Annotated in this window: 27 protein-coding genes; 24 read left to right on the top strand and 3 right to left on the bottom strand. The window is 55.1% G+C overall.

Annotation, left to right across the window (positions count from 1 at the left end):
* Positions 1-5 precede the first annotated feature (5 nt).
* On the bottom strand, positions 6-671 hold the full coding sequence (locus tag Q1B13_RS01810) for a GntR family transcriptional regulator (RefSeq protein ID WP_299077494.1): 666 nt from the start codon (positions 669-671) through the stop codon (positions 6-8).
* A gap of 42 nt (positions 672-713) precedes the next feature.
* The gene (locus Q1B13_RS01805; RefSeq protein ID WP_299077491.1) at positions 714-1,100 is read right to left on the bottom strand and encodes a YciI family protein; all 387 of its coding nucleotides are present in this window, start codon (positions 1,098-1,100) and stop codon (positions 714-716) included.
* 83 nt (positions 1,101-1,183) lie between these two features.
* On the opposite strand from Q1B13_RS01805, the gene Q1B13_RS01800 reads away from it, so the two are divergent.
* Genes Q1B13_RS01800 through Q1B13_RS01755 form a run of 10 tightly spaced genes read left to right on the top strand, consistent with a single transcriptional unit; the run spans position 1,184 to position 9,393 of the window.
* Entirely contained in the window at positions 1,184-2,068 is an 885-nt protein-coding gene (locus Q1B13_RS01800; RefSeq protein WP_299077487.1) for a fumarylacetoacetate hydrolase family protein, read from the top strand.
* Positions 2,065-2,730, top strand: a complete 666-nt coding sequence (locus Q1B13_RS01795; RefSeq protein WP_299077484.1) for a malonic semialdehyde reductase — start codon at positions 2,065-2,067, stop codon at positions 2,728-2,730. The genes Q1B13_RS01800 and Q1B13_RS01795 overlap by 4 nt, the downstream gene beginning before the upstream one ends.
* Before the next feature lie 18 nt (positions 2,731-2,748).
* A complete protein-coding gene (locus tag Q1B13_RS01790; RefSeq protein ID WP_299077481.1) occupies positions 2,749-3,240 on the top strand; it encodes an OsmC family protein in 492 nt (163 codons plus the stop codon).
* A complete protein-coding gene (locus Q1B13_RS01785) occupies positions 3,237-4,310 on the top strand; it encodes a C4-dicarboxylate TRAP transporter substrate-binding protein (RefSeq protein ID WP_299077478.1) in 1,074 nt (357 codons plus the stop codon). Before Q1B13_RS01790 ends, Q1B13_RS01785 begins: the two co-directional genes overlap by 4 nt.
* Positions 4,311-4,340: 30 nt before the next feature.
* Positions 4,341-4,892, top strand: coding sequence for a TRAP transporter small permease subunit (locus Q1B13_RS01780; RefSeq protein WP_299077475.1), 552 nt, complete (start codon positions 4,341-4,343; stop codon positions 4,890-4,892).
* Positions 4,889-6,193 (top strand): TRAP transporter large permease subunit, encoded by a 1,305-nt coding sequence (locus Q1B13_RS01775; protein WP_299077472.1) that lies wholly within the window; start codon positions 4,889-4,891, stop codon positions 6,191-6,193. The genes Q1B13_RS01780 and Q1B13_RS01775 overlap by 4 nt, the downstream gene beginning before the upstream one ends.
* A gap of 10 nt (positions 6,194-6,203) precedes the next feature.
* Entirely contained in the window at positions 6,204-7,070 is an 867-nt protein-coding gene (locus Q1B13_RS01770) for a dioxygenase (protein ID WP_299077469.1), read from the top strand.
* 21 nt (positions 7,071-7,091) lie between these two features.
* Entirely contained in the window at positions 7,092-7,898 is an 807-nt protein-coding gene (locus tag Q1B13_RS01765; protein WP_299077466.1) for an amidohydrolase family protein, read from the top strand.
* Entirely contained in the window at positions 7,895-8,272 is a 378-nt protein-coding gene (locus Q1B13_RS01760) for a FixH family protein (RefSeq protein WP_299077463.1), read from the top strand. The genes Q1B13_RS01765 and Q1B13_RS01760 overlap by 4 nt, the downstream gene beginning before the upstream one ends.
* Before the next feature lie 20 nt (positions 8,273-8,292).
* Positions 8,293-9,393, top strand: coding sequence for a cytochrome c peroxidase (locus Q1B13_RS01755; protein ID WP_299077460.1), 1,101 nt, complete (start codon positions 8,293-8,295; stop codon positions 9,391-9,393).
* Between the two features lie 176 nt (positions 9,394-9,569).
* Here Q1B13_RS01755 and Q1B13_RS01750 read toward each other — a convergent pair whose 3' ends face one another.
* Positions 9,570-10,316: an IclR family transcriptional regulator gene (locus Q1B13_RS01750; protein ID WP_299077457.1), complete on the bottom strand. Its 747-nt coding sequence runs from the start codon at positions 10,314-10,316 to the stop codon at positions 9,570-9,572.
* Positions 10,317-10,531: 215 nt separating this feature from the next.
* On the opposite strand from Q1B13_RS01750, the gene Q1B13_RS01745 reads away from it, so the two are divergent.
* From Q1B13_RS01745 to Q1B13_RS01680, 14 genes are all read left to right on the top strand, one after another.
* Complete coding sequence (locus Q1B13_RS01745; RefSeq protein WP_299077454.1) at positions 10,532-11,368, top strand: cyclase family protein; 837 nt, start codon at positions 10,532-10,534, stop codon at positions 11,366-11,368.
* A gap of 66 nt (positions 11,369-11,434) precedes the next feature.
* Positions 11,435-11,779: a cupin domain-containing protein gene (locus Q1B13_RS01740; protein ID WP_299077449.1), complete on the top strand. Its 345-nt coding sequence runs from the start codon at positions 11,435-11,437 to the stop codon at positions 11,777-11,779.
* An 11-nt stretch (positions 11,780-11,790) separates the two neighbouring features.
* Positions 11,791-12,576: an SDR family oxidoreductase gene (locus tag Q1B13_RS01735; protein WP_299077446.1), complete on the top strand. Its 786-nt coding sequence runs from the start codon at positions 11,791-11,793 to the stop codon at positions 12,574-12,576.
* Between the two features lie 2 nt (positions 12,577-12,578).
* Entirely contained in the window at positions 12,579-13,502 is a 924-nt protein-coding gene (locus tag Q1B13_RS01730; protein ID WP_299799642.1) for a 3-hydroxyacyl-CoA dehydrogenase family protein, read from the top strand.
* Positions 13,503-13,545: 43 nt separating this feature from the next.
* Positions 13,546-14,826 (top strand): ABC transporter substrate-binding protein, encoded by a 1,281-nt coding sequence (locus Q1B13_RS01725; RefSeq protein WP_299077440.1) that lies wholly within the window; start codon positions 13,546-13,548, stop codon positions 14,824-14,826.
* A 50-nt stretch (positions 14,827-14,876) separates the two neighbouring features.
* Positions 14,877-15,605 carry an ABC transporter ATP-binding protein gene (locus tag Q1B13_RS01720; RefSeq protein WP_282121279.1) on the top strand — a complete coding sequence of 243 codons (729 nt, stop codon included), beginning with the start codon at positions 14,877-14,879 and terminating at the stop codon, positions 15,603-15,605.
* Positions 15,598-16,305: an ABC transporter ATP-binding protein gene (locus Q1B13_RS01715; protein ID WP_299077431.1), complete on the top strand. Its 708-nt coding sequence runs from the start codon at positions 15,598-15,600 to the stop codon at positions 16,303-16,305. Before Q1B13_RS01720 ends, Q1B13_RS01715 begins: the two co-directional genes overlap by 8 nt.
* A gap of 1 nt (position 16,306) precedes the next feature.
* Positions 16,307-17,170, top strand: a complete 864-nt coding sequence (locus Q1B13_RS01710) for a branched-chain amino acid ABC transporter permease (protein ID WP_108862215.1) — start codon at positions 16,307-16,309, stop codon at positions 17,168-17,170.
* Positions 17,167-18,195 (top strand): branched-chain amino acid ABC transporter permease, encoded by a 1,029-nt coding sequence (locus tag Q1B13_RS01705; RefSeq protein ID WP_299077421.1) that lies wholly within the window; start codon positions 17,167-17,169, stop codon positions 18,193-18,195. The genes Q1B13_RS01710 and Q1B13_RS01705 overlap by 4 nt, the downstream gene beginning before the upstream one ends.
* Positions 18,196-18,199: 4 nt before the next feature.
* Positions 18,200-19,138 carry a 3-keto-5-aminohexanoate cleavage protein gene (locus tag Q1B13_RS01700; RefSeq protein ID WP_299077418.1) on the top strand — a complete coding sequence of 313 codons (939 nt, stop codon included), beginning with the start codon at positions 18,200-18,202 and terminating at the stop codon, positions 19,136-19,138.
* A 533-nt stretch (positions 19,139-19,671) separates the two neighbouring features.
* On the top strand, positions 19,672-20,256 hold the full coding sequence (locus tag Q1B13_RS01695; RefSeq protein WP_298933981.1) for an ANTAR domain-containing response regulator: 585 nt from the start codon (positions 19,672-19,674) through the stop codon (positions 20,254-20,256).
* Positions 20,253-21,422, top strand: coding sequence for a CmpA/NrtA family ABC transporter substrate-binding protein (locus tag Q1B13_RS01690; protein ID WP_299077415.1), 1,170 nt, complete (start codon positions 20,253-20,255; stop codon positions 21,420-21,422). Before Q1B13_RS01695 ends, Q1B13_RS01690 begins: the two co-directional genes overlap by 4 nt.
* Before the next feature lie 270 nt (positions 21,423-21,692).
* Positions 21,693-23,057 carry a CmpA/NrtA family ABC transporter substrate-binding protein gene (locus Q1B13_RS01685; RefSeq protein ID WP_299077412.1) on the top strand — a complete coding sequence of 455 codons (1,365 nt, stop codon included), beginning with the start codon at positions 21,693-21,695 and terminating at the stop codon, positions 23,055-23,057.
* A gap of 72 nt (positions 23,058-23,129) precedes the next feature.
* Positions 23,130-24,212, top strand: a complete 1,083-nt coding sequence (locus tag Q1B13_RS01680) for an ABC transporter permease (protein ID WP_299077409.1) — start codon at positions 23,130-23,132, stop codon at positions 24,210-24,212.
* The last annotated feature ends 1 nt before the right edge of the window (position 24,213 follow it).

The raw sequence follows: 24,213 nt of genomic DNA, 5'->3' as shown, positions 1-24,213 counted from the left end.
GCATATCATGAGCCCATCTGACTGCTCAGGTATTCACCCGTTCGACAGTAGTGATCGATCAAATGCCGGCTTGCGGCATCCGCGTCTCGGTCCAATGCAGCGTCCATAATCAGCTGATGCTCGGCGGCGATGTTCCGCTTTTTGTAGCTCGACCCGCCGGCCGCTAGATAACGGTAGCGAATGTTCAGGTCGTATAGCTGCGAACAATACCGTAGCAGCAACGGCAGTTTCGAATTATCCAATAAGGCCATATGAAACGCTTTGTGCGCGTGCTCGAAGTCGTGTGACCCGTTTTGGCCGGCCCTTTTCATATGGTGGTGACGCAAAACAAGCCGATCCTCCCAGGTCGCATCCGCGTTGAAGATAGACGCGCGCAGCGCGGTTTCTTCGAGGTTGCAACGCAGTAGAAGGATTTCTTCGAAATTACACTTGCTGACCGGTGCAGCCTTGAACCCGCGCTGGTCAATCCGCTCGACCAGCATGTCCGAAGTTAACAGGCTAAGCGCCTCACGTACCGGACTAGCGCCAGTGTTCAGAAGCTTGCGGAGTTGCTCGATCTTGAGTTTCTGCCCTGGGGGCAATTCGCCTGTCAGGATCATTTCGCGCAACCTTCGATATGCACCATGAGTGGCTGATGTTTCTTTGCCCTCGGTATCTAGTATGGCGTCCATATCCGACTTTTCCTTTTTCGCGGCGCAAACTCTTGGGTGCTCTTAACTGAGGGCGCTTGTTCCCGTCGATAGACCAACTGAAATGTTCAGCGAGCCTTCGTTGATCATCCAGCGTCGAAGTACAAAGCTGCGCGCCCCGCTTTTGTGCATGGGGTCGTCCTCGGCCAGCTTCCGCGCGGCCTCAAGACTTTCGGCGCGATAGATGATCAGGCCAACCCCTTGCATATGATCACCGGTCTCATCCGACATCGGTCCGGCAAAAGCCAACTGCCCCGAGCGTTCAAGATCCGCCTGATACGCCAAGTGATCTGGAACTGACGCCTTTACGTCTTCTGGCGCTTTGGCTGGTGTGCTGAGTGCAACATAAAGCTCCAATGCCAGTGCGCCACGGCTTTTCGCTTCTGATTTATAGTCTGCCCAGGCAACCATCGGTGCTCTCCAAAATATCGATATTATTTGACACATGTCAAAATAGTCGGCAAAAATCAAGCGAACTGACATGGATGGTGCAAATGAAATACCTGGTGGGAGAGACTTCAGAAGGTGCTGCGGTTTTTGCTGTGAACGGTGAAAATGCAGTGAATTTAACGGCTTTGGACCTTGCTGTCGGTTATGATTTGAAGGGTTTGATAGCCAAGCCTGAACTGGCCGACTCACTTGCCAGCAAAATTAACGCCGCAGACAGTGTGCCTGTGTCTTCCATCACTCCGGCATTGCCCGTTGCCGCTCCCGGAACGATCATTTGCATGGGGTTGAACTACACGGATCACATCAAAGAAGGCGGGTATGACATCCCGGAGTATCCGACGCTGTTTATGCGCGGGAAAAACTCGATCATGGCGGCGGGGCAGCCCATGGTGCGGCCTGCCTGTTCTGAGAAGCTAGACTACGAAGCCGAGCTTATGCTGATCGTCGGAAAACGTGGTCGGCATATCTCGGAAGAGGACGCACTGGATTATGTCTTTGGCTACACCGTGTTCAACGACGGATCGCTGCGGGACTATCAGCGCAAAACCGTTCAATGGACGCCTGGCAAAAACTTCGATGATACGGGCGCGATCGGTCCTTTCACCGTAACGCCGGACGAACTGCCTGAAGGGGCGTCCGGTCTGAAGATCGAAAGCCGCGTGGGCGATGAAATCCTACAAAGCTCGAACACCGCCAACATGATCTGGGGCGTTCGTCAGGTCATTGCGACGATTTCGGAATACACCACTCTGGAGCCTGGAGACTTGATTGCGTTGGGCACACCACCGGGTGTCGGTCACGCCAAAAAACCCAATCCACGTTGGCTGAAGCCGGGTGAAACCGTCGAAGTCGAAATTGAAGGCATCGGAATTTGCGCCAGCCCGGTCATCGACGAAAAGGACGCCAAATCAAGGGTGGCTGCGGCATGAGTGCACCAACCGGGGCAGAGCTGGAGGCACTTCGCGCCAAGGCGCAGCAGGATCATCGCGATCTGCGCGATCGCATTCCACGTTTGTCGGATGACGCGATCGCCTTGATCTTGCGCGAATCCAGATCGCATTACGCGTGGAACGACAAGCCTGTTTCTGACGACATACTTGAAGAGATCTACGACATCACGATCAACGGCGCGACCAGCATGAATACGTTGCCTGCGCGCTTTATTTTCGTGAAAAGCGCAGAGGGAAAAGAGCGGCTTGCCAAGTCGTTGAAGCCAAAGAACGTGCCAAAGATGATGGATGCACCGGTCACGGCGATCATTGCCTATGACTTGGACTTCTGGAAGGAACTGCCGTTTCTTTTCCCGCACGAAGATCGTCGGCCTTTGTTTGAAAACAAACCCGAATACGTAGCGGACACAGCCTACCGAAACGGCACTCTGCAGGGCGCGTACTTCATGATTGCGGCCCGGGCTGTCGGGTTGGACGTCGGCGCCATGTCAGGCTTTTCGAACAAGATCGTCGACGAGGAGTTCTTCGCTGGCACGACGCTCAAGTCCAATTTTCTTTGCAATCTGGGCTACGCGGACGAGACCGGTTTGTTCCAGAAGCTTCCACGTTTCCCATTCGAAAAGGTTTGCTCTTATGCATGAGGAGGTAACCCTGTGGCCATGAAAGTGAAACCTGTCGTGACTTACCGCACGACAGCTCAATGCCCGACACATGCGCGTACCGAGATCCCAATTCGCGATCTTGACGTGGTTGTCGACGAACCCGTCGAACGCGGCGGAACAAATCTTGGCCCGTCTCCGACCGAAACCGCAATGGCAGCCCTGATCGCCTGTACGAATGTCATTGGGCACAAGAACGCGCACCGGTTCGGGATTGATCTTGGCACGGTGACAATCGATGCGAAATGCAGGTTGGATCGGCGCGGTGTTCTGATGGAGGAGGAAATCGATGTTCCGTTTCCTGAAATCGAACTCACCGTGAAGTGTGACACGCCCGCCAGTCAGGAGGAGCTGACACGCGTGGGTGAAGAGACAGCCAAGTATTGCGCCATCGCAAAACTATTTGAAGCGGCAGGCACGGACCTGACCGTCAACTGGGTCAAACAAACAAATAAAGACAAAAGGCCCGACTTTCTGGGAGGAGAGAAATGAAAATCTGGACCAAACGCAGCCTTATCGGAGCTGCTCTGGCAAGCGTCATGGCGCTGCCCGCCGCAGCAGAAGAAACTATTTCTGCCGTTGTCATCGACGGCTACCCAGACCGGGCATTGTGGGTGAAAGAATTCACCAGCTTCTTCATTCCGGAAGTGGACAAGCGACTGGCCGAATCCGGCAACTACAAGATGAACTGGCAAGAAAATTATGGCGGTTCAATCGTAAAGCCGAAAGGCGTTCTGGAAGGAATCCAGCTGGGCCTTGGTGACATAGGCATCGTCACAACCATCTTCCATTCTTCGAAGCTGCCCAGTCAGGGTATTTCGGGATCGACACCCTTTGTGGCATCGGATTCCCGTGCCGTGGCCAAGGCCGTAGATGAAATCGCACGCGAATACCCGGCGATGCAGAACGAGTTTGCCGCACAGAACCAGGTGTATCTGGCCACGGGTGTTGTCCTCGACACATATCAGATTTTCTGCACGGAACCGGTTGCCTCGGTTTCGGACCTTGAGGGTCGCAAGATTGCCGGTGCCGGCCTCAACTTACGGTATCTCGAAGGCATCAAGGATGCGGCAGGTGTGCGCGGTGGTCTGACCGATTTCTACAATATGCTTCAGACGGGTCTGGTTGATTGTGGAATGCTGTGGCCCGAAGCGGCGAAGACGTTCAAGATCGCCGAAGTTGCGCCCTATATGCTCAAGGCTGACTTGGGTGCGGTGAACTCAAAAACCATTACAGTCAATACTGACTATTGGGCAAATCTCCCGGATGAGGTCAAAGACGTGTTGACGGCAGTTGCCATCGACTACCGTGACCATGTCGCGGGTATCGCGATGGACCGGGCTGCTGCTTCACGGGAGGCTTACGTTGAAGCAGGTGGAACGATCGTTGAGGTTTCGGACGAAGACCGCGCCGCCTGGGCAAACGCCATGCCGAATGTCGCGCAGGAGTGGGCCGCGACGCTTAATGACAATGGCGAACAGGGCACAGAGATGCTGGCCGCCTACCTTGGCAAGCTTCAAGACGCCGGTTTCACCGGAGTACGAGACTGGACGGCTGAATAGCCGCTCTGCGATCCACGAAAGGGGCCTTTTATGCTGAAGACAGCAGTTTCTGGACTGTCGCGGGTCGCCAATTCGCTTGCAATCGCCGCCAACGCTTTGGGTACGCTCGTCGTCCTGGCGTTGGTGGTTGTTCTGAATGTCGATGTTATTGCGCGTGGTCTGTTTTCAGCCCCTTTGCGCGGCACTTATGAGATGGTTCAGTTTTCGGTGGTGTTGATCGTCTTTCTGCAGTTGGCAGACGTGGTCAGAGTGGACCGATTGACACGTTCGGACGGGTTCCTGAACCTGCTGCACAATCGTCGCCCCGGTCTGACTGCAAACCTGAGGCGCATCATCAACGCCATCTCGGCGATCTTTATGGCGTTGATCGCCTATGTGACATTCCCTGAATTCCTACACATGTGGCAGACGCAGGACTATTTCGGAGTGCCCGGTCTTTTCACATTACCCTGGTGGCCAGTCAAACTGGTCATTGCGTGCGGTACTGCGCTTGCCTGCGTGATCTTCCTGCTCAAGGTCGTCACGGCGCAGGACCGCCCGCAACTTATCCGCACTCCTGAACATGACGGGGCCGCAGAATGACGCCGATTGAGATTGGCCTGATCTCGGTCGTTGCCATCGTCTTTTTGATCTACGCAGGCGTCTACATTCCCATAGCGCTGGGCGTCGTCTCGTTCGTGTCGATCTGGCTAATGCGGGACAGTTTCACGCTTGCGCTTAACCTGCTGAAAGTGGCGGTCGGCGACAGCGCGATGGAATACAGTTTCGCAACTATCCCACTGTTTACCTTTATGGGGCTCATTGTCTCGAAGGCCGGTTTGGGCAGGGACATTTACGAAGTCATGACCATGCGGTTTCGCAAGGTCAAAGGCGGCATTGGAATGGCCACGGTCGGAGCCAACGCGGTCTTTGCCGCGGTGACCGGGTCGTCCATTGCATCGGCATCGGTGTTCACCAAAGTCTCAGTACCGCAGATGATGTCACAAGCCTACAACCCGCGTTTTGCAGTCGGCGTAGTCGCCGGATCCTCGGTTCTGGGCATGATCATCCCCCCATCGGCCATGCTGATCATCTACTCCTTTGTCGCTGAACAATCCGTGGGCGACATGTTCCTGGCGGGTGTTATTCCGGGGATCATGCTGGCGATCGCCTATGTTGGCGCGATCTGGGCCATGGGCCGTTTCACACCAGCGTTCGTAGGCGGCCGGATCGTCGAAGATACGGAATGGATGTCCGGCCGCGAGATCGCATCCAAAACGCTACCAACGCTGTGCATCATCACTATCGTTCTTGGTGGGATCTACACCGGCTGGCTTACTGCGGTCGAGGCAGGAGCAGCCGGGGCATTTGTCGCGTTGATTATCGCGGTCTTACGCAGTTCCATGTCCCCAAAAGCGTTCTGGGACGCGTTGCTGGAAACCGGTCATATCACAGCGGCGATTTTGTTCCTGATCACTGCGGCTTCGATCTACAGCCGCATGCTGGGACTGGCGGGGCTGCCCAACCAGTTGCAGGACCTGCTTGCGGGGAATTCCGCGTCCTTCTGGTCGATCATGCTGCTTTATGTGCTTCTGATGCTGTTTTTGGGAACATTGCTCGATACGGCATCCATCATTCTGATCGTTGTCCCGTTGTTCCTGCCCATGGCCGAAGCGCTGGATATGTCGCTGATCTGGTTCGGGATCATCACCGTGGTCGGAGCCGAAATCGGGCTTTTGACCCCGCCGCTGGGCATATCCTGTTTTGTTATCAAATCGACGATCAACGACGATCGCATCTCGCTGAAAGACGTATTCGTGGGCGCGCTGCCCTTCGCCTTTGTGATGCTAATCGTTCTGTTCATTCTGATCGAGTTCCCGATCCTCAGCCTTGCCCTGATTTAAGGAGGCCAAGATGCGCTCTGTCACCAAAGACAATATCACCGAAGTGTTCATGGGATACCTGTCCAAAGACACCGATCCGCGGATGCGTGAAATCATGGGATCTCTGGTCAAGCACCTCCACGATTTCGCCCGTGAAACTAACCTGACGCATGACGAATGGCGCAGGGGAATTGCATTTTTGGAAGGGTGTGCCGCTGTGGAGACCGAAGACAGGCATGAGTTTATCTTGGCCTCGGACGTATTGGGCCTGTCATCGCTCGTGGACATGCTCCATTCAACTCCAGACGCCACAAGCTCGTCCGTTCTTGGGCCTTTTCACGTCTCTGGCGCACCGCCACTGCCATTCGGTGGTGATATGAAGCGTCACTACGGTGGGCCGGTTCTGCTGGCCGAGGGCGTTATCCGGGATGCCGAGGGTAATCCGATTGCCGGTGCAGAGCTCGACATCTGGCAAACGGCGCCAAATGGAATGTATGCAAGCCAGGATGAAGAACAGGACACCTATTCGTTTCACGGCCTGATGAACACTGGTGAGGACGGTAAGTATGCATTCACGACCGTCAAACCCGTTGAATATACCGTACCCTCAGATGGACCAGTGGGGGATATTCTGCGCGCGTGCGGTCGCCATCCTTGGCGACCGTCGCACCTGCACTTTATCGTCAAGGCGCCTGGCCACCGATCTTTGGTTACTGAGATTTTTCCCGACGATGATCCTTATCTGGATCAGGATACAGTGTTTGGTGTACGGGACGATCTGGTGATGACCTATGTTGAACGGCCAGCTTCAGAATTTCCCGAAGGCATGGAACTTTCTGGCAAGATCACTGAACCTTTCTTGCACGTAAAGTTCGATGTGAAGCTAGCCAGAGTCTGAATGCTGTTGAGGATGCTTGAAGTGTTAAAATATATCTTCCTTTTAGTTGCAGTGGTGTTCAGCGCAGCGGCGATCGCAGAAGAGCGACCGATCTTCGATGCACATATTCATTACAGCCATGATGCCGTCAAACTGGTTCCACCCGAACAAGTGGCCAAAATCCTTCGGGACGCAGGTGTGCGGAAAGCACTGGTTTCCAGCTCGGATGACAATGGTACCCAATTGCTATTGGCCGCAGCGCCGGACATCGTTGTTCCGGCCCTTCGCCCTTATCGTCGTCGCGGTGAGATCAACACCTGGATGCATGATGAAACCGTAATCGATTATCTGGAAGCAAATCTGGCAAAGAACAAATACGAAGCCATCGGTGAATTCCACGCTTATGGAAACGACATTAAAACGCCAGTTATCCAGCGTATGATCGCACTGGCAAAGGAGCGGAACCTAATTCTGCACCACCACGGTGATCGCGAAGCGGTTGACCTGATCTTCGAAACATGGCCAGAGGCTCGGGTTCTGTGGGCCCATTCTGGCTTTGACGACCCGGCCAGTGTGGTCGATGCCCTAGACACTTATCCCAGGCTTTGGGCCGATCTGGCGTTTCGTTCGGATATGGCCTCGCGCGGCCGTCTCGACCCGGATTGGAGGGCTGCGTTCGAAGCGCACCCTGATCGGTTCATGGTTGGTACAGATACATTCGTCCCGGAGCGTTGGTACTACGTCGGCTCTCATGCAGATTTTTCACGCCAATGGTTGGATTTGCTTCCAGACCAGATCGCGGACAATATCGCGTATGCCAATGCAGAACGTTTACTGGCATCAGAATGATCCGCTGGGCTTTCTGGTTTCTAGTATCGTCCGGCGCGGCCGTTGCTTGTGAAGCGACAGGACAACGCATGGGTTCGGAAACTCAAAACGCACCCAAGGTGCATGTTACAGTCGATGAAATTCCATTGGCCCAACCGTTTTCCATTCTCATTACCGTTTGCGACAATACTGACGTAAGCGAGATGCGTGTTGATGCACTAATGCCCGCTCATCAACATGGCTTGAACTATACCCCTAAGGTCACCGCATTGGGCGATGGAGTATTCCGTGTTGATAACATGCTGTTTCACATGCCGGGTCTGTGGGAACTGCAAGTTGACGTCGGCTTCGGCGATCGATCGGTGTTCTACACTTCTAACATCATGCTAAAATGAAGGTGTTGGTGACAACAGCGTTGTTTGTTCTGACAGGTGCAGCGCGTGCAGAGGTCTTGTTATCAGAAGACCAAATCCAACAAACGCTACCCTTCGGGCCGTGGCCGCCATCGTTCCAATCGGATCCAAGTAATAGGGTTTCAAACGATACAAGAGCAATTGCGCTGGGCGCGGCCTTGTTCAACGATCCGGTGTTGTCCGTCGACGGTGCTTTTTCCTGCGCAAGTTGTCATGATCCAGAACAGGCATTTACAACGTTCGAGGCGCGAGCGCTCGGCCGTGTCTTGCTAGATCGAAACTCTCCATCACTGCGGAACCTTGCTGGCCTCCGGTGGTATGGATGGGGCGGCAAGAGTGACAGTCTTTGGGCAGCTAGTCTGCATCCGATCATCGAAGAACAAGAGATGGCCCACAGTAAAGAAAGCCTGAAAACAGCTATTTCTGAAAGTAGCTACATTGATGAATTTGAAGCCATGTTTGGCGACATCCAGACACAAGATCCAGAACTTGTGCTGGTGAACACTGCCAAAACTCTATCCGCCTACTTGGAAACGTTGGTTACGGACCGGACTCAGTTCGACGATTTTCGTGATGCATTGGAACGCCGCGATTTGGCTATGGCGGCGAACTATCCCGAACCTGCCCAGCGAGGTCTTCAACTCTTTTTGGGCCGCGGAAAGTGTGTGTTGTGCCACAACGGCCCGGGGTTTTCCAACAACGAATTCCACGACGCTGGCGTACCATATTTTCTGAGTGAAACCGAAGTCGATGAGGGGAGGTTTGGTGGATTGAACTTTTTACTCTCCAGCGCTTACACACTGGACAGCGAGTGGAGCGACGATCCGGACAAGCAAGGTGCATGGACAGTTCGCGGTGTGCGCAGGAGCCATTCTGATTTTGGAACTTTTCGTACACCAAGCCTGCGGGGCGTGGCTGAAACCGCGCCTTACATGCATGACGGCAGCCTGATTGATTTGGAAGCAGTGATCCGACACTACAGCGAAATTGATACAGAAAGGCTGCACGCCGACGGTGAAGCCATTCTCTCGGAGCTGAATTTGACTGAGCAGGAGATTGCAGACTTAGTTGCATTTTTGGTGACACTGTCCAAAGCACCCTAGCACAAGGATAAATTAACGGCTCGGGAACGAGTTATCTGGCTTGCAACCCTGTCGACCTTGGAACCTGTGCATTACTTCGCCGAGAAGCCCTAATCCCGAGGCTATGTGGGCCCATCGCGGACGTTTGAGCCAACTGGGGTACGCGATTTCACCGAAGCCGGATCTCAGTTGCGAGCTCACTGAAAAGTTTGATGTATATTGGCGGCTGTCTCAAGCAGCGCTTTTTCGATGATGGCTCTTTGTCTTGAAAACCGTGTCGTGGGGACGGGAATTGAGATCGCGTGTAAATCCCCAACCCAGTCGGCAAAGGAAAATCCAATTGCCGACACGCCAGCTGAATGTTCGTCCAGGTCGTAAGCAAGTCCCTGTTTTCGGATCTTGTCCAACTCAGCCAGGAAATCTTCGAGACTTCTGTTAACGCCGTTTCGGTCCCACTCGTTTTGGATGAGCTTGATGGCATCCTCCGCCTTGAGTTTTGCCAGGCATGCTTTTCCGTTCGCCGTCGTGGTCAATGGAAAAACCTCCCCGACTTGGGAGACCGTAGTTAATCTGTAAACTCCCGGAACCTGGTCCAGAAAAACCATACCGATACCACGCATGACTGCGAGGTCTGTGGTTTCTCCGGTTTTCTGGGTCAGTTCCGTCAATAGAAGCCGGCAGTGTTCTACAATATTGTAGTTAGCTGCGCCTGCGAGCACGTTCAGTTCAGGGCCGAGCCGCAACCCGCTTCCATTGGCGTCGGCAATAACAAACTTTTCTTCAGCAAGGGCACTTGTGATTCTCTGTACCGTAGAGCGGGGCAAGTCGACGCGTTCGGCGATTTTCCCCAGGCTCATTCCAGATTGGCTTTCCTTCAATACGCGCAGAATCGAAGCTGCTCGTGAAATAACCTGAATTCCACCTTTTTCATTTTTTTCCGACACTTAAGTCACCCTCGCACTTCGTACTGCCACTGCATATCGGTATCGAGTATCCAGCCACATTGTATCGCGATACGGTGCAAGTCAACCGTAATGTGAGTTTTATATTGACCGCATTGCGGTGCGCATGCATCATGATACGGGACAGGTGGGGAGGCCACCCATACAATTCAAAGCGACAAACGCCGCATCGTCGGCGAACAGAGGAGATATGCCCAATGGTTGAAATCCGCGGTATCGAGTTCCAGGGCAATACCGACAATGACATGGGGTTGGAGTTTCATAACCTGAGTCACAGATACGGGTTCCAGTGCCCCAACTGGCCGTACTTCAAGGACGTCCAGATCGACCGGAAACACTACATGGCGAAGTCGGGCGTCCTGTCGCAAACAATTACTACGACCATGCATGTGACCACGCATATCGATGCACCTGCGCACGTGGTTCAGGGAACGCCGTTCATCGACGAGGTGCCACTGCCGCATTTCTTCGGTTCAGGCCTGGTGGTTTCAGTTCCCAAGAAGAAGTGGGAACAAATCACAGGAGATGATCTGGAAAAGGCTTGCGGGCACGCAATCCGCAAAGGCGATGTTCTGATCATCAATACCGGTTGGCACAAGCAGTACGAGGATGGTGACTACTTCGCCTACTGCCCCGGTCTTGTCGCTTCAGCCGCCGAGTGGATGATCGAAAAGGGCGTGAAAGTTGTCGGGCATGACACCCAGGCAAACGATCACCCGCTGGCAACGGCCATTGGTCCGCAGCGAAACGGTCCGATCATGCCTCATCTTGAGAAGGAATATCTTGAGTGGTCGGGTGGAACTCCGTGGGAAGTTGACTTCCCTGAGTGGGAACCGGTGCACAATATGCTGTTCTCCAGAGGTATTCTTGGAATTGAAAATGTTGGCGGTGACCTTGATGCGGTGACCGGCAAGCGATGCACCTTCGCATTCTTCCCTTGGAACTGGGACCGTGGTGATGGCTGCATCATCCGTCTGGTAGCGATGATCGACAAGAACCAATCCTACCGCATCGAAGCTGGCGAAGAATTCTGAACACTCACGGACCGGTCGCCGGTTCGCCGGCGGCCATCAATACAAAAATCCTGAGCGGAGACGAACATGCATCTAAAGCGGTTTAAAGACGCCCAACCCTACGAAGCACCGAACCACTTTGGATGCCACGGGCTTCGGTTGCAGGGGTTCGAGGAAGGCGGGCCGACAAATCAATGGATCGGCTTCAGTCAGTTCCTGCCGGGTGGAGGCGCGGGGCCGGACTCAACGCCGTTCGAGAAGGTCTACGTGGTTTTGGACGGCGAAATGACCGTCATCATTGATGGAATAGAAACCATTCTGGGACCCATGGACAGCTGCACGATTGCGCCTGACGAAGTGCGCAAAATTGAAAACCGTTCGAACCACACCTGCAAGATGCTTGTCGTCATTCCGTACCCGCCAGAAAGCTGAGGACGAATAGTATGTCTAATCCACTCAAGATATTTGATGTTAAGGACAATGTCGCACTGATCACGGGGGCCTCTGGGGCTTTTGGCATGGTGGCCGCACGTGTTCTTGCCGGGGCCGGGTGCAACTTGGTTTTGGCAGCAGGCAACCAACAAGCGCTCGATGAGATTGCCAAAGAGTGCGAGAAGCTCGGAGCTGCTGTTGTAACAGTGAACACACGCCCAAACGATGAGGCGTCATGCGACGCGTTGGTCGATGAAGCGGTCAACAGTTTTGGCAAGCTGGACATTCTCGTCGTCGCGTCCGGCATGAACAAAGTCGCTCCAATCAACGAAATGGCTCCCGAAACCTTTGATGCGGTAATGGATGCCAACGTCAATCAAAGCTGGTTGCTCGCGCGTTCGGCGGCGAAACAGATGAAGGTCAGCGAATATGGCAAGATCATCTTCGTCAGTTCCGCTCGCAGTATCCTTGGCCACCCGGCTGGCTATACTGCGTATTGCGCATCAAAGGCTGCAGTAAACGGGATCACCAAAGCCTTGGGGTGTGAGCTCGGGCCGACTGGAATTACCGTCAACGCGATTGCGCCGACAGTGTTCAGGTCCCCTTTAACAGCTTGGATGTTCGAAGAAACCGACGAGGCCAAAGCGGTGCGCGATGGCTTCCTTACCCGTGTTCCCAAGGGGCGACTGGGTGAGCCAGAAGACCTTGCAGGTCCGCTCCTGTTTCTCGCGTCGAGGGCATCTGATTTTTACACCGGGCATATCCTTCATGCCGACGGTGGATATACGGCGGGTTAATGATGGTTCGTAAGAAGCAGCAGATGGCAGTGGTTGGCGCAGGTCTTATGGGCCATGGCATTGCACTGACTTTAGCGAAGGCCGGTCAATACGTCGCCATCACGGATCCGGTGAAAGAAGCCCGAGATACGGTGTCAGAACGCATTAGCACCAGTATGGCGGCGATGGGGGATGACGAGGATAAAATCACAAAGACCCTCAAGATGATTGAGATCTTTGCGACAACGGAAAGCGCGGTCCGAAATGCGGACGCGGTTTTCGAAGCGGCACCGGAAAAATTGGAGCTTAAGCAAGCGATATTTGCTGAAATCGAGGCGCACGCACCAGAGACTTGCATTCTCGCATCCAATACTTCGGTCATGCCGATCACTCAGATCATGTCTGGTTTGCGGCTGAAAAACCGGGCCATCGGAACGCATTGGTGGAACCCGCCGCATATGATCCCCTTGGTCGAGGTCATCAAGACTGAGTGGACAGACTCAGAGACTGCACAGACAATGTACGATCTATTGAGGGATGCCGGAAAAACTCCGGTGATGGTCGAAAAGGATGTGCCCGGCTTTATTGGAAACCGGCTTCAGCACGCCTTATGGCGTGAAGCGGTCAGTCTGGTGGAAAACGGTATCTGCGACGCAGAGGCCGTCGATACCGTGATCAAGTCCAGTTTTGGCCGCCGGTTGGCAGTGCTTGGACCGTTAGAGAACGCTGACCTTGTTGGCACCGATCTGACGCTCGATATCCACGAAAACGTGCTGCACGATCTTGAGGCGCACAAGGGACCATCAACCTATCTCAAGGCGCTCGTCGATGCGGGCAAGCTGGGCATGAAATCCGGCGAAGGGTTCAGAAAGTGGGCCGAAGGCGAGGCAGATGAAGTTCGCCAGCGTGTCGCAACGCATCTGAAGAATCTCGAGAAGACTTTGTAAGATCAATCAAACACTGGCGGGAGGCCGGTGAAGGGAGGACGCAATGACAAGGACTTTCAAAACAGCTACAAGGCGTGGTTTCATAGCCGGTGTCACAGCGGCGATTGCTGCTCCGGCCATCCTTCGGGCAACGCGGGCCTATGCCGCGAACCCGACGCTGCGGGTTGGTAATGTCAGCCCGCGCACCGGGCCGCTGGCTGGTTTTGCCGAGGCCGATGAATATGTGCTGCAAGCCATTCAGCAGGTCTTTTCGGCGGGGTTGGACAACAACGGCAAGACCTGGAATGTCGAGATCATTTCAAAAGACAGCCAGTCCAATCCAAACCGCGCTGCAGAGGTCGCCGCTGACCTAATCTTGGGCGATGAAGTCGATATCATAGTTGCGGCGTCAACGCCGGACACGGTGAACCCTGTCGCCGATCAGGCAGAGATTAATGAAGTTCCCTGCATCACAACCGACTGCCCTTGGCAGCCATACTTCTTTGGTCGCAACGGCGTTCCGGGCGAAGGGTTTGAGACCACCTATCACTTCTTCTGGGGTCTTGAAGACGTTATCGCCGCGTTCCTCGACATGTGGGACAAGACAGGCGTGGCCAAGACCGTGGGCGGTCTTTTCCCCAATGATGCCGATGGCAATGCCTGGGGTGATGCGGAACTGGGCCTGCCCAAACCGCTTGCTGCTGCAGGATACACGCTGACCGATCCCGGTCGCTATCAGCCGTTGTCTGACGACTTCTCAAACCAGATTGCAGCGTTTAAGGCGGCTGGATGTGAAATCGTTACCGGCAACATGATCCCGCCGGATTTCGCAACGTTCTGGAGCCAGGCCGCACAGCAGGGCTTCAACCCCAAGGTTGTCACGATCGGCAAGGCGCTGTTGTTCCCGTCTGTCATTGAATCGCTCGGCGATCGTGGCGATGGATTGTCGACCGAGGTCTGGTGGTCACCACATCACCCGTTCTCGTCTTCGCTGACCGGAATTTCCTCGAAAGAACTGGCCGAAGGTTACACGGCGGAGTCGGGGCGCCCATGGACACAACCGCTTGGTTTCAAACACGCTCTGTTTGAGGTCGTCGCGGATGTCACCAAACGAGCGGATGATCTGGAAGACCCGTCTTCGATCATCTCGGCAATCACATCCACCAACCTGAACACAATCGTCGGGCCGGTGAACTGGGGTGATGGGCCGATGAACAACGTCACCAAGACGCCACTGGTCGGTGGTCAGTGGCAAAAGTCCGGGGACGCGTATGAGTTGCAGATCGTTGCAAACAGCACCGCGCCCGAGGTTCCGGTGACGGCAGACATGAAGCTGCTGGGCTGACCAATTGTTCGGCGCCGATCTTGGTGCCGAACCCTTCATCCGAGAGAAGCATGACAACAATCCTGAATCTCCAAGACCTGAGCAAAGCATTTGGCGCAGTCACTGTCGCCGATGCGCTGAACTATCAGGTCCAACAAGGTGAGGCACTTGGGGTGATTGGCCCTAATGGCGCCGGTAAAACCTCGATGTTCAACCTGATCACTGGAACGCTGAAACCGAATTCCGGACGTATCGAGTTTGATGGTCAGAACGTCACCAAATGGAGCGCAGCAAGACGCAGCCATGCAGGGATCGCCCGTTCGTTTCAGGTCCCGCAGCCATTTTCGGGCATGACCGTTTTCGAAAACGCCATGATCGCCGCCACGCAATCGGCTGGGCTGCGTGGGCACCAAGCTGAACGGTTTTGTCTGGAAGTACTGGATCAAACGGAGCTGCTGCCAAAGGCAAACACTGTTGCAGGTAGCCTGACATTGCTGGAACGAAAACGCCTGGAACTGACACGCGCGCTTTGCGCCAAGCCAAGATTGCTGCTGCTGGATGAAATCGCCGGTGGGCTGACCGAAGCCGAGTGCAAATCACTGGTTCAAACCATCAAGGACATTCATGCCTCCGGCGTCACCATCATCTGGATCGAACACGTTGTGCACGCCCTGTTGGCCGTTGTGGACCGCCTGATCGTTATCGACTTCGGAAAGAAGATCGCCGAGGGCGAGCCGCAGGCAATCATGGAAAGCACTGAGGTCAAAGAGATATATCTAGGGATCGAAGCCGATGCCTGATCCAATTCTCCAGACACGCGGGTTAAACTCTTTCTACGGCGACTTCCAAGCGCTCTACGACGTCGAACTGGACGTGGGCGAGGGCGAAGTCCTTGCCATTATTGGTGCAAACGGTGCGGGAAAAACCACCTTGATGCGGTCCATCACAGGGTTGCTGACGAACGGACCGGGTCAGATCCACTACCGGGGGCAGGATGTCAGCCGACTTCGAGCGGACGAGGTTGCCGAACTTGGCCTCGCCATGGTTCCAGAAGGTCGTCAATTGTTCCCCTCTTTGTCAATCAAAGAAAACCTGATGATAGGTGCGCAAGTTGGCCGCAAAGGCCCCTGGGATCTGAAAGCCGTCTATGATCTATTTCCAATTCTTGAAGAGAGAAAAGATCAGGCCTCTACTTCGCTCTCTGGCGGTCAACAGCAGATGGTTGCTATCGGGCGCGCTCTCATGGCCAACCCTGATTTGATCCTCTTTGACGAAGTTAGCCTCGGGCTGGCGCCGATAATCATCAAAGACATCTACGAAGCGCTTCCCGGTATCATTGGCGAGGGTATGAGCGCGATCATCGTTGAACAGGACATCACCAAGGCACTGTCGGTCTCGAGCCGGGTCTACTGCCTGCAAGAGGGACGCGTTTCGCTGGAAAGCGCGTCTGACACCGTTTCGCGCGAAGACATCTCGCGCGCTTATTTCGGGATCGAATAACATGGAATGGCTGAACGCTATCGTGCAGGGAACTCTACTCGGCGGGCTATACGCCCTGTTCGCGGCAGGGTTGTCATTGATCTTTGGAGTCATGCGGCTGGTCAATATTGCCCATGGTGACCTGATTGTGCTGGCCGCATATCTCGGGCTGACGGTTACGACCGCGACGGGAATGCATCCGATGGCCGCGTTGGTGATCGTTGTTCCCGCCATGGCGTTGATCGGATATGCCCTTCAGCGCGGCCTTCTGAACCAAACTTTGGGCGACGATATTCTTCCGCCCTTGCTTGTCACCTTCGGCCTGAGCGTGATCATCCAGAACGGGTTGCTGGAGGTCTACACCGCAGACCCCCAAACATTGAATGCCGGTGCGCTGGAAACAGCAAGCGTTGCCGTGGGCGGTGTGGCACTCGGAATCTTACCGCTTCTCACTTTCGGTATCGCCATCGCGGTGATCTGGGGGCTGCAATGGACCTTCTATCATACCGCTTTGGGGCGCGCGTTCCGTGCCGTTTCGGACAATCAGGACATCGCCCAGCTCATGGGCCTTAATCGTCGGCACATCTTTGGTCTGGCCATGGCTCTGGCCCTGGGTGTGACTGCGATTGCCGGTATCCTGCTTGGGATTCGGACTAGCTTTGATCCCTCAATCGGCGGCGGTCGTCTGATCTTTGGCTTTGAGGCCGTCATTATCGGGGGGCTCGGCAACCTGTGGGGTACACTGGTTGGCGGCGTGATCCTTGGTGTTGCGCAGACCATCGGTGCCAAGATCGATCCGGGTTGGCAGGTGCTTGCTGGCCATATCGCCTTTCTTGTCATTCTTGCCGTTCGTCCGAACGGCCTCTTCCCGAGGATTTCAGGATGAATCTGCAGGACTATTCCGTATCTCGATCGTCAAAAGCAGCCCGGGTTGCTGCGATCCTTGCGGCGGTCACTCTACTCGTTCTGATAGCAGCGCCCTGGTGGGCGGGCCGCGCTGACATGCGTCTGATGGGCGAGTTGTTTCTCTATCTATCCCTCGCCACCCTTTGGAACCTCATGGCGGGTTACGCCGGTCTCGTCTCGGTTGGTCAGCAGGCCTATGTCGGCTTTGGCGGCTACATGCTCTTCGCGCTTACGATGCTGGGAGGGTTGAATCCATTGGTTGCTATCGCAGCCGCGGGAGTGCTGGGGGCTTTGATCTCAATCCCGGTTGCTGTTCTGATCTTCAGGCTCCGCGGCGCCTATTTTGCCATAGGTACATGGGTCATCGCCGAAGTCTTTCGATTGAGCTTCGCACAAATCTCTGCGCTTGGAGGGGGATCAGGATCTTCGCTGCCCGTCGGCATCGTGAAATCGCTGGCGTCCGGTCGAGCGATGCGAGAGGCGCTGAGTTATTGGCTGGCGCTCGGGGCCGCTGTTCTGGTGGTGACAGCCGTCTATCTCTTCCTGCGCTCTCGGCAAGGGTTGGCGCTGACGGCAATTCGCGACAACGAACTGGCTGCCGGTAGTCTTGGCATCGATATCTGGCGCACAAAATTCATCGTATATGTCGTCACATCGGCCTTCACCGCGATGATTGGTGCCCTCATTTTCTTGCAAAAGCTGCGCATATCACCGGATGCCGCCTTCAGCGTCAACGACTGGACCGCCTTTGTCATCTTCATCGTGGTGATCGGCGGCATCGGCACAATCGAGGGCCCGATTATCGGCACGCTTGTTTTCTTTGCCCTGCGCGAAACGCTGGCCGATCTCGGAACAACTTACCTGATCGTTCTTGGCGTCGTTGCGATTGTCGTCATGCTCAAGGCCCCCAAAGGCATCTGGGGCGTTATCCGCAGCCGCTATGATCTGCAACTTTTTCCGCTGGGCTACCGCGTGAAGCACATCGGACAATCCAAGGAAAACTGAACCCATGGCCCGACAGAAAAAGACCATAATCACCTGTGCCGTAACTGGTGCAATCCACACGCCGACAATGTCAGATGCATTGCCCTACACCTATGACGACATCGCACAGCAGGCGGTCGAAGCTGCCGAGGCCGGTGCTTCGATCCTGCACCTGCATGCGCGCCACCCCGAGAACGGCTCACCATCGGTCGACCCGAATGACTTCGCGCCTTTCCTGCCGCGCATCAAACAAGCGACGGATGCTGTCGTGAACCTATCGACTGGCGGATCGCTGACACTGTCCATTCAGGACCGGATCAATCCGGCAAAGACTTTCAGCCCCGAGATGTGTTCTATGAACATGGGTTCGATGAACTTCTCGTTTCATCCACTGGCCAAACGGTATGGCGATGACGATTGGAAGTTTGATTGGGAGAAGGACTATGTTGCGAACTCCGATCAGAACATCTTTCGCAATACGTTCCGTGACATTCGCGAAGCGGCCGAAACTCTGGCCCCGCATGACATCAAGTTCGAACACGAATGTTATGATGTCGGCCATTTGTACAACCTGAAATTCTGTATGGATATCGGGTTGTTCAAAGCGCCGATCTTCATTCAATTCATCTTTGGCATCCTCGGTGGCATCGGCCCCGAGGTCGATAACCTGATCTTCATGAAACACACTGCAGATAGGCTGTTTGGTGACGATTATCGTTGGTCCGTTCTAGGAGCTGGCGGCGCGCAAATGGCACTTGCCACCACTGCAAGCCAGATGGGCGGTAACCTTCGTGTCGGACTGGAGGACAGTTTGTTCATCTCTCGCGGAAAACTGGCCGAGAGCAATGCTCAGCAAGTATCCAAAATTAGACGTATCGTAGAGGATCTGGGCAGTCAGGTTGCTTCGCCCGATGAAGCCAGGGAAATTCTGGATTTGAAGGGTGGAGATCGGGTGGCCTTTTAGGCGTTCAGTCCCGACATCTTGTGGACAGGATTAATAATGAATCGATCCGACTCAGCAGCCCAGGTTCTGAAAATGTCTTCTTAGGGCCTGAGTCCCCCGTGTGTTTTCAACCTGCCAGCAACACGTTGTTTTTTGACAGAATCGGCGGAAATCCGACATTCGCACGCAGGTTCGGGTTCGCGTGGGTCGAGTTGCCCAATCGGACTTGCGACAATGGCCGCCCCCACTGCTAGCGAAATTCAGCACTGCGACAACTACGGGCTCCCCAAGCGAGATGCGACTTCGCGTTGCCGATGGGAATGGTATTGGTCCTTCGTGACCCAAGGTGAACGTCAGATGTATGAGCCAAAAACTCGATCCTATGCTCGGAGACCAGGCTCAAAGCAATTTTCTTTGATGGCATGCAAAAAAACTGTGCAATCATTCTGCTAGATCAAAATAACCGCTGTTAAATTGGGCGAACCCGTAGCCTGACAGAGAGTTTGATGGCTTTCGAATTGTCATCAACAAAGCTTGGGCTCAATTGAGTTCGCATGAAACAACACCTGACTGTCGTTGTAGTCGAGCAAAATCAAGAACACGCTTTCGCGATTGTAGATGCCTTAAAAGAGTCCGGAGATGTAGACGTCTTTGTAATCGGTAATGTCTCAGGGCTAGCACGTCAGATTGCGACGCACAGCCCGGACATTGTTCTGATTGATATAGACAATCCATCGCGCGATATGCTGGAAGAATTGACCGTTGCTTCGGGCCCAATGGAACGCCCTGTGGCAATGTTTGTATCCAGTGCGGCTGGCGGATTGGCCAAGGCAGCAGTTGAGGCAGGCATGTCCGCATACGTCGTCGACGGTCTTCAGGCCGATCGGATCAAACCCGTTATGGATATCGCGATCGCACGGTTTCAGATGCTGCGTCAGATGCGCGTTGAATTGGAAGAAACGCGCCGCGCACTGGAAGAGCGTAAGCTGATCGACCGGGCCAAGGGACTGATAATGAAAGCAAAAGGCTTTCAGGAGGATGAGGCCTACGCCCTGCTGCGCAAAACAGCGATGAACCAGAACCGGCGCGTCGCGGATGTAGCCGAAGCCTTAGTGACAGCTTCGGGGTTGCTATCGTGAGAACCGTTACCTTACCCGTCGCCTATATGCCGCTGGTCGATGCGGCCCCGTTGATCGTCGCGCGCGAGATGGGGTTCGACCATGCCGAGGGCATCTCGCTGGACCTGCAGCCAGCTCCTTCGTGGTCATCACTGCGCGATATGTTGGCCTTTGGCCATGTCGATGCAGCGCATTTGCTTTCTCCGATCCCTGTGGCGATGGCCTTGGGTTTGGGCGGCATCGCGACACCGCTTTCCGCGGTGTCCGTCCTATCCCTGAATGGCAACGTGATTGGTGTTGGCACCAATCTGGCGGGACGGCTAGCCGATTTGGGATATGGCTTCGATTTTAAGGATGCCGAAGCGGCAGGCGCTGGCTTGGCCAAGGCTGCCAGCGACGTTCTTGTCTTCGGGGTGCCTTTCCCGTTTTCGATGCATGTCGAATTGCTACGTTATTGGGTAGCAGGAACCGAACTTGCTTCGAAACAGGTCGAAATTCGCACCGTACCACCGCCATTGATGGCGCAGGCACTTGCGACCGGTGAGATCGATGCCTTCTGCGTGGGTGAGCCTTGGGGTTCCGTTGCCGTAGACGACGGTGTCGGTACGTTGCTCCTGCCGGGTCGCGCAATCTGGACCTGTGCGCCGGAGAAGGTGCTAGCCGTCCGAAACGGCTGGGCCGAAACCGAGCCCCACCTGTTGGGCAGCCTTATGCGAACGGTCTGGCGCGCGGGTCGGTGGCTGTCTAACCCAGAAAGCCGGACAACCGCATCTGAGATGCTGTCGCGCAAAGCCTACCTGAATGTCTCGCCCGAGTTGATCGACCGCGCTCTTATGGGCGACTTCACGATTTCCGGGCTTGGAGAGCAGCGCCATGTGGAGGGGTTTGTCGAGTTCTTCGACGGAGCCGCCACCTTTCCATGGCGTAGTCAGGCGAAGTGGGTCGCGCATCAACTTGCGATACGAAACGGGTTGGACGCTGGTATTGCGGAACGTCAGGCAGCCAAAGTCTTTCGCAGCGATCTGTATCGTCGCGAATTGCAGAGCCTTGGCGTTGAAACACCCGGTGCATCCGAGAAGCTGGAAGGTGCATTGACCGAGTCGACCGCGGTCGCGTCGACCAATGGCAGTCTGATTCTGCCTCGAAACGTGTTTTTCGACCGGCGCGTTTTCGAGCCGACCGGGTGAGATTGCACAATTTTTTTGCACCGCAGCATTAAAGTTTGCTGCGGTGCAGAATTTCTCACGACGAAATGGCAAAAACTGATGACGTCCCGACGTCTGACGGGCTTAATCGTCTAATCGGCAGGCAACGACGCTTACCGACGGAATTCGCCCACAATCCAGGGCACCTATCAAGAGCAAAGCCGCTCGACCATCCGCCACCTCCTCCCGGCGGACTGTGTCGGCGGCTTTTTTGTTTGCCCATGGGGTTGGGCTGAACCGAAAGGGATCGAGATGAAAAAGCTACTTTTGAGCCTGGCAGCGACGACATCGTTTGTTTCTCCTGCATTTGCTGAGTTGGAACTGGAGAAAGACGAACTAACCTTTGGCTTTATCAAGTTGACAGACATGGCACCGCTGGCTGTGGCCTACGAGCAAGGATACTTCCTTGATGAAGGCCTGTTCGTCACGCTGGAAGCACAAGCCAACTGGAAGGTGTTGCTGGACGGTGTGATCGATGGTCAGTTGGATGGCGCGCATATGCTGGCCGGGCAACCCTTAGCGGCGACCATCGGGTACGGGACGGAAGCCCATATTATCACTCCGTTTTCGATGGACCTGAATGGCAATGGCATCACCGTGTCCAACGAAATCTGGGAAGAGATGAAGCCGAACATCCCTGTGATGGATGACGGCCGTCCGCAGCACCCGATTAGTGCCGAGGCGCTCGCTCCAGTTGTTGAGAAATACAAATCTGAAGGCAAGCCCTTCAACATGGGCATGGTCTTCCCGGTTTCGACCCATAACTACGAACTACGCTACTGGCTGGCCGCTGGTGGCCTGCACCCTGGCTACTATAGCCCCGAAAACGTCACCGGTCAGATCGGAGCGGATGTTTTCCTGTCGGTGACGCCACCGCCGCAGATGCCCGCCACTTTGGAGGCAGGCACAATCTATGGCTACTGCGTGGGTGAGCCCTGGAACCAGCAAGCGGTGTTCAAGGGCATCGGCGTTCCGGTCATCACCGACTATGAACTTTGGAAGAACAACCCCGAAAAGGTTTTTGGCATCACTGCCGAATTCGCCGAGGAATACCCGAACACCACCTTGGCCGTGACCAAGGCGCTGATCCGCGCGGCGCAGTGGCTGGATGAAAACGAAAATGCCAACCGTCCGGAAGCGGTCGAAATCCTCAGCCGCCCGGAATATGTCGGCGCGGATTACGATGTTATCGCCAACTCGATGACCGGGACTTTCGAATACGAAAAGGGCGACAAACGTGACGTTCCGGATTTCAACGTGTTCTTCCGCTATCACGCGACCTACCCGTTCTACTCGGACGCTATCTGGTACCTGACCCAGATGCGTCGCTGGGGCCAGATCCCCGACTCCAAGCCAGACAGCTGGTACCACGAGATCGCCAAGTCAGTCTACAAGCCCGAGATCTATCTGGAAGCCGCGCGCTTGCTGGTCGACGAAGGCCTGGCGAATGACGACGACTTCCCTTGGAACAGTGACGGCTACAAAGCGCCGACCCCGTCAGAGGATATCATCGACGGTATCGCCTATGACGGTCGCACCCCCAACGCCTATCTCGAAAGCCTGTCTATTGGTCTGAAGGGCGACCAGAAGATCGTTGGCTCGGACGTACAAGGCTAATCCCGAAACGCCACACCCGGCTGATGTCGGGTGTGGACTCCAAGGTGCCCCGCCATCGCAAGGACACAAAAGATGACAACGGTCGATCCCGAATTCAACACAGACGTCGCGCGGCAACAGCGTCGCGCCCGCCTTTTCACTCGCATCAACGCAGCCGATAAATGGTTTCAGGTACTGGGCCTCAGTTGGGCCACACCCGTTCTGAAGGCCGCCGCCGGAGACAATCCCCGCGCTCAGATGACCGAGATCTGGCGGTTGCTGATCATTCCGCTACTGTCTATCTGCGCCTTTTTGTTGCTATGGGGTACGTTGGCACCCAAGGTGCAGACCTCTCTGGGCGCGGTTCCCGGACCGGCTCAGGTTTGGGGGGAAATGGTAAGCCTGAACAAAGACGCAAAGGCCAAAGCGGCCAAGCGAGCCAAGTTCGAGGCAATGGTCGAGAAGCGCAATCAGAAATTCATTGACGCAGGCCAGCCCGAGAAGGTGAAAAATGTCGCCTTCACCGGGGCTCCGACGTACTACCAACAAATCTGGACCTCGATCAAAACCGTGTTCTTCGGGTTTTTGATCGCCACTGTGATCGCGGTTCCGCTTGGTATCGCTGCTGGCTTGTCTCCGACCGCAAATGCCGCCCTAAACCCGCTGATCCAGATCTTCAAACCGGTCTCACCTCTGGCATGGCTGCCGATCGTGACCATGATCGTCTCGGCCGTTTATGTCACTAATGACGGCTGGTTCGCCAAATCCTTTCTGATCTCGGCCATTACCGTGACCCTGTGTTCGCTGTGGCCCACGCTGATCAACACCGCGCTGGGTGTGGCGTCCATCGACAAGGATTTGGTGAACGTGTCCAAGGTGTTGAAAATGAACACCTATACCAAGATCACCAAGCTGGTTCTACCGTCGGCGCTACCGTTGATCTTCACCGGCCTGCGCCTGTCGCTTGGCGTCGGATGGATGGTTCTGATCGCGGCCGAAATGCTGGCGCAGAACCCCGGTTTGGGGAAGTTCGTCTGGGATGAGTTCCAGAATGGCTCCTCCAGCTCTCTGGCCAAGATCATGGTTGCCGTCTTCACCATCGGCGTCATCGGCTTCTTGCTGGATCGGGTGATGTACGCGCTGCAATCCCTCTTTACCTTTACCAACAACCGGTGAG

The sequence above is a fragment of the uncultured Ruegeria sp. genome (genome assembly GCF_947489545.1).
Classification (GTDB): Bacteria; Pseudomonadota; Alphaproteobacteria; order Rhodobacterales; family Rhodobacteraceae; genus Ruegeria.
The sequence above is the reverse complement of the archived record's forward strand: the minus strand, read 5'-3'. Positions and strand labels throughout refer to the sequence as shown.

Bases quoted from the DNA above. Each gene is read 5' to 3' on its own strand.
- Q1B13_RS01800 (WP_299077487.1), top strand. From the start codon at position 1,184: ATGAAATACCTGGTGGGAGAGACTTCAGAAGGTGCTGCGGTTTTTGCT.
- Q1B13_RS01770 (WP_299077469.1), top strand. From the start codon at position 6,204: ATGCGCTCTGTCACCAAAGACAATATCACCGAAGTGTTCATGGGATAC.
- Q1B13_RS01745 (WP_299077454.1), top strand. From the start codon at position 10,532: ATGGTTGAAATCCGCGGTATCGAGTTCCAGGGCAATACCGACAATGAC.
- Q1B13_RS01795 (WP_299077484.1), top strand. From the start codon at position 2,065: ATGAGTGCACCAACCGGGGCAGAGCTGGAGGCACTTCGCGCCAAGGCG.
- Q1B13_RS01725 (WP_299077440.1), top strand. From the start codon at position 13,546: ATGACAAGGACTTTCAAAACAGCTACAAGGCGTGGTTTCATAGCCGGT.
- Q1B13_RS01700 (WP_299077418.1), top strand. From the start codon at position 18,200: ATGGCCCGACAGAAAAAGACCATAATCACCTGTGCCGTAACTGGTGCA.
- Q1B13_RS01740 (WP_299077449.1), top strand. From the start codon at position 11,435: ATGCATCTAAAGCGGTTTAAAGACGCCCAACCCTACGAAGCACCGAAC.
- Q1B13_RS01710 (WP_108862215.1), top strand. From the start codon at position 16,307: ATGGAATGGCTGAACGCTATCGTGCAGGGAACTCTACTCGGCGGGCTA.
- Q1B13_RS01775 (WP_299077472.1), top strand. From the start codon at position 4,889: ATGACGCCGATTGAGATTGGCCTGATCTCGGTCGTTGCCATCGTCTTT.
- Q1B13_RS01705 (WP_299077421.1), top strand. From the start codon at position 17,167: ATGAATCTGCAGGACTATTCCGTATCTCGATCGTCAAAAGCAGCCCGG.
- Q1B13_RS01790 (WP_299077481.1), top strand. From the start codon at position 2,749: ATGAAAGTGAAACCTGTCGTGACTTACCGCACGACAGCTCAATGCCCG.
- Q1B13_RS01715 (WP_299077431.1), top strand. From the start codon at position 15,598: ATGCCTGATCCAATTCTCCAGACACGCGGGTTAAACTCTTTCTACGGC.
- Q1B13_RS01695 (WP_298933981.1), top strand. From the start codon at position 19,672: ATGAAACAACACCTGACTGTCGTTGTAGTCGAGCAAAATCAAGAACAC.
- Q1B13_RS01810 (WP_299077494.1), bottom strand. From the start codon at position 671: ATGGACGCCATACTAGATACCGAGGGCAAAGAAACATCAGCCACTCAT.
- Q1B13_RS01760 (WP_299077463.1), top strand. From the start codon at position 7,895: ATGATCCGCTGGGCTTTCTGGTTTCTAGTATCGTCCGGCGCGGCCGTT.
- Q1B13_RS01785 (WP_299077478.1), top strand. From the start codon at position 3,237: ATGAAAATCTGGACCAAACGCAGCCTTATCGGAGCTGCTCTGGCAAGC.
- Q1B13_RS01735 (WP_299077446.1), top strand. From the start codon at position 11,791: ATGTCTAATCCACTCAAGATATTTGATGTTAAGGACAATGTCGCACTG.
- Q1B13_RS01685 (WP_299077412.1), top strand. From the start codon at position 21,693: ATGAAAAAGCTACTTTTGAGCCTGGCAGCGACGACATCGTTTGTTTCT.
- Q1B13_RS01780 (WP_299077475.1), top strand. From the start codon at position 4,341: ATGCTGAAGACAGCAGTTTCTGGACTGTCGCGGGTCGCCAATTCGCTT.
- Q1B13_RS01720 (WP_282121279.1), top strand. From the start codon at position 14,877: ATGACAACAATCCTGAATCTCCAAGACCTGAGCAAAGCATTTGGCGCA.
- Q1B13_RS01680 (WP_299077409.1), top strand. From the start codon at position 23,130: ATGACAACGGTCGATCCCGAATTCAACACAGACGTCGCGCGGCAACAG.
- Q1B13_RS01730 (WP_299799642.1), top strand. From the start codon at position 12,579: ATGGTTCGTAAGAAGCAGCAGATGGCAGTGGTTGGCGCAGGTCTTATG.
- Q1B13_RS01805 (WP_299077491.1), bottom strand. From the start codon at position 1,100: ATGGTTGCCTGGGCAGACTATAAATCAGAAGCGAAAAGCCGTGGCGCA.